This window comes from Marinomonas shanghaiensis, from assembly GCF_003259175.1.
In the GTDB taxonomy this organism is placed as follows: Bacteria; Pseudomonadota; Gammaproteobacteria; order Pseudomonadales; family Marinomonadaceae; genus Marinomonas; species Marinomonas shanghaiensis.
Genome location: NZ_QGOK01000045.1, coordinates 1 through 3,447, shown reverse-complemented (window position 1 = coordinate 3,447; position 3,447 = coordinate 1). Strand labels below are relative to the sequence as shown.

Annotated in this window: 3 protein-coding genes; all 3 read right to left on the bottom strand. The window is 47.5% G+C overall.

Going from position 1 to position 3,447, the window contains the following annotated elements:
- Positions 1–124: 124 nt before the first annotated feature.
- Genes DKT73_RS19880 through DKT73_RS19870 form a run of 3 tightly spaced genes read right to left on the bottom strand, consistent with a single transcriptional unit; the run spans position 125 to position 3,358 of the window.
- Positions 125–1,273, bottom strand: a complete 1,149-nt coding sequence (locus DKT73_RS19880) for a TfuA-like protein (protein WP_111640264.1) — start codon at positions 1,271–1,273, stop codon at positions 125–127.
- Positions 1,270–2,526, bottom strand: a complete 1,257-nt coding sequence (locus DKT73_RS19875) for a YcaO-like family protein (RefSeq protein ID WP_111640263.1) — start codon at positions 2,524–2,526, stop codon at positions 1,270–1,272. The genes DKT73_RS19880 and DKT73_RS19875 overlap by 4 nt, the downstream gene beginning before the upstream one ends.
- A 40-nt stretch (positions 2,527–2,566) precedes the next feature.
- The gene (locus DKT73_RS19870) at positions 2,567–3,358 is read right to left on the bottom strand and encodes a hypothetical protein (RefSeq protein WP_111640262.1); all 792 of its coding nucleotides are present in this window, start codon (positions 3,356–3,358) and stop codon (positions 2,567–2,569) included.
- Between the last annotated feature and the right edge of the window lie 89 nt (positions 3,359–3,447).

Sequence of the window (3,447 nt, the reverse complement as noted above, 5' to 3'; positions counted from 1 at the left end):
CTTGTCGGGCTAAAGCCGCGACCTACAAAAAACAATATAAATCAACCAATTGTAGGCTAAATAACGTTACGCCTGATAACGGTCGTACCTCCCTCATCAGGCCTACGAAGCTTTAACGGTGCTGTTAAGAAACAGAAACCGCTGAGGTTATGTCCATACCGGTTCGAATGAGGCTTTCATCTAAGATGTGCTCTGCTTGAATGATTATTTGGTCGGCATAGGCCATCAGCAGTGCTTCGCGTTCGATCCATTGGTCAAATTGCTGGGTGGTGAGTGTTAATGCCTGAATTTTTTGGCTCATTTTCTCAAACTCTACCCTGTCATCTTGTGAGACACATTGCCAAGCTAAAGCCACTTTATGAAATGCGGGTTGAATCCAAGGTTTCACGTCTATGCCAAGCTCCTGAGCGCGTTCTAAGGCGAGGACTCTTAGTTTTGCTGGCAGCTTGTCTTCTTCTAAGTGCTTGATTGGTTCTGTTGGGCTGGGCAAGTTAACGTCAATTTTGGGTTGGCGCTGTTTAACCACATCATTGATCAGGGTGTACCAAGCATCATTTTCTTGCAGCACATAGGTGACGGTTTTTGCTGCTAGGGTGTTGAGGTCTATCTTAGCAATGTCTTTGAGCAGGTTAATGGCGTCTAGTTCTTTTAGTGATTGGCTGTGTTGCTTTAAAAATACCCGTAATGCTTCTAGCTTATCAGAGGCTATGCCTTGGGTAGAGTGCTGGGTAGAGAGCAGGGCTTGGGCAAAAGTGCATAATTGAGTGTGTGTGCGTTCTGGATACCAGAGGGATTTGAGTTGTTTTTCAAGTATCTCTGCCTGTGCATGGGTAAGTATTCCTTCGTTGCAGGCGCCAGCAAGGTCGTGGCGTAAATCCACCATGGCTCTTGATACCAACATATAGTTAAGCTCGGCGGGACCGTGAGTAAGAGCCACTTCATCATCGTCTTCGTATTCACCGCTGGCATAGCGCTCATATATTTGCCCTGAGCCGACCATGCCAAACACATTTAACTCAGCGGCTCTTAACGCCCCCATACTGGAGCTGCCATAAACATGAATACCAATGGACATGGCGTGAAGAATTTCTTTATGCCAGACCGCTGGCACCGACTCGAAAAAACCATCAATTAAGACGATGATTTGCGGCTTGTCTAAGGTGGCAAGGTAAAGATCACCTTGCTTCGCTGGTGGACGGATATTGGCATTGGGCAGGATTTCTAAGGCTTTCTCCTGGCTTAGGGAAGGGCCAGCAAAGACAATTATGCTCATAGGGAAGGCTCCTTGATTTTCTTATTCAGTGTAGGCTGCAGGTTTTGTATTGCCTTAGAAAAGTTCTGAGCCCGTTGTCCAAAGACATAGCCCAGTACATCATGTATGCCTTCCAAGCCGGGAGCGATGACGCGCACAACGGGAATGTCGAATTCGGGCTTGGTTAGATCGATCATAATAGGGCTAGGAAGGTGGTGTTTTTTAAGTTGAGAAACCAGCAACGCCACATCTTCTTCTATGGTGTCATGCAACCAGGTGTCTATGTGATTGAAATCAACATAGGCCGGCGTATCCATTAATTCTGTACGAACTAACCCTTGGTAGGCCATGTTTTGGCGAGATTGATAGTCTTTTAAACTAGCATCGTCACGGGAACCGGAAATCAGTGTTAGGCGAGTTTGCACCGCTTCTGTGATGGCGCGCATCATGGCGACGTGTTTATCAAGATGGGTGCCAGAGCCAGACATAGGGTAAAGAGGGCGATGCTGGCTTTCCTGCCGATTAAGAATAGTGCAAAAGAAGGTCGGAATATTCAGATCCGAAGTGACATTCCACACACTTACCATGACATCGGCATCTTCAATTTGCTTGATCAGTGCCTGAATTGTCGGGTCGGTAATGCTGGATAAATCCACCTTTTGCTTGGCTTGTTGGGGTTTGGGGAGAAGGGACCAGAGTGTCATGGCATCCCGTTCAATCAATTCGCATAAGGCATGGCTGGTGGCTTCCTCGCGAGTATTACCCGATGCCAGACCATTAGTACTTAACTGAAAGCAACCACTACCGGGGGGCAGCGGTACGGTGAAGTCACAATGCACCAAATCATAGGGCACATAGATGGGGGCATGGGAATCTAACAAACGGCCTTCTACCCAAGGACGGCGCGCACTGGGGGAAAACGGCATGACATTCATTCTGGGGACTTGGGTTATATCCACCACAGTATGAGATTTAGACAACTCGGTAAAGTTAGTAAATCGCATGGGCAGGTCGATGTGCTCCGCATGATAGGTTTCGATGGCTTCCATGGCGGCCGAGGCCTTGGCTGCCGCCACGGATATGCCCTTGCCTTGGGAAACGGCGACCGCTTTTGCATTAGGGCGGCACGCGGTAATCACAGGAACGCCGATATTATCCAACCCAGTGACATTGGCGAGACGGGTAATACCCATAGCAGCCAAATGAGGCTGGATCTTATTGAGTGTTTCTTCAGGAGAAACCGTACGATGGGTGCCAGTACGATAGGTTTTCATAGCCTGTGTCCTTGCGTAGAAAATGTCTTAAAAAGTGGTGTCATGAGCTAAAGGTTCTTAGGTTCGCCACATAGCAGGTTACACAAATGACAGGCAGCGGTGAGGATTGGAAATCCATTGGGTGTAAAGCACCTGCTTGAATTTTGGTATCTCCATAATAAGTTTCTAGATGCTGCGCAGCTGTTTTAATCTCTTCTTCTGTGCGTTTGGTTGATGGCTGTTCTTGGCTGAATTCACAGGCATCCAGTTCGGCCACGCTGATATAGCTGACGCTATAGCTGTAGCATTGGTTAATGGAACGGGTTTTGTTGGGGTATTGAAAGTACACCAAGTAGAGGTTGTCATCTTTGGGTATGGCTTTGAGCTGGTCTTGTTTGTCAACAGGAACCAGTTGGTAATCGGCGGCGAATTGGATTAACTCACTAATGGGCTGATCGTCTTCATAATTGGCCTCGTCGCAGACAAAGATCATCGCTTGTCGGTCTAAAGAGAAGCGTCTTAAATCGACAAAGTAGCCAGTTGCAGGTGTTAACGTTGAATCCTGTGGGTGACGTTTGTAAGTGCCTTGTTCATCCACTAGATTCCAATCAATGACTTTAGACACCGCAGGCCCAGCAAGGTTAAAAGGGTAAGCGCCATGTTCGTTAAGGAAAAAACGCTGGGCTTCGCCTGCCACGGGCACGGACTCAATCACCCGACTGGGATCCGTATAAAAAGCGTAGGGTAAGTAAGCGATTTTGCCATTGGGCCGCAGGATGAAAACGTCTTGCAGGGCGTTTTCGTCGTATTCATATTCATACTTGGTTGGTGATAGATCCGTTGATCTTGACATACTTGTCTTCTCCTTTTGGTTAACAAAAAGTTCTTAGGTTCGCCACATAGCAGGTTAAACAAATGACAGGCAGCGGTGAGGATTGGAAA

Bases quoted from the DNA above. Each gene is read 5' to 3' on its own strand.
- DKT73_RS19870 (WP_111640262.1), bottom strand. From the start codon at position 3,358: ATGTCAAGATCAACGGATCTATCACCAACCAAGTATGAATATGAATAC.
- DKT73_RS19880 (WP_111640264.1), bottom strand. From the start codon at position 1,273: ATGAGCATAATTGTCTTTGCTGGCCCTTCCCTAAGCCAGGAGAAAGCC.
- DKT73_RS19875 (WP_111640263.1), bottom strand. From the start codon at position 2,526: ATGAAAACCTATCGTACTGGCACCCATCGTACGGTTTCTCCTGAAGAA.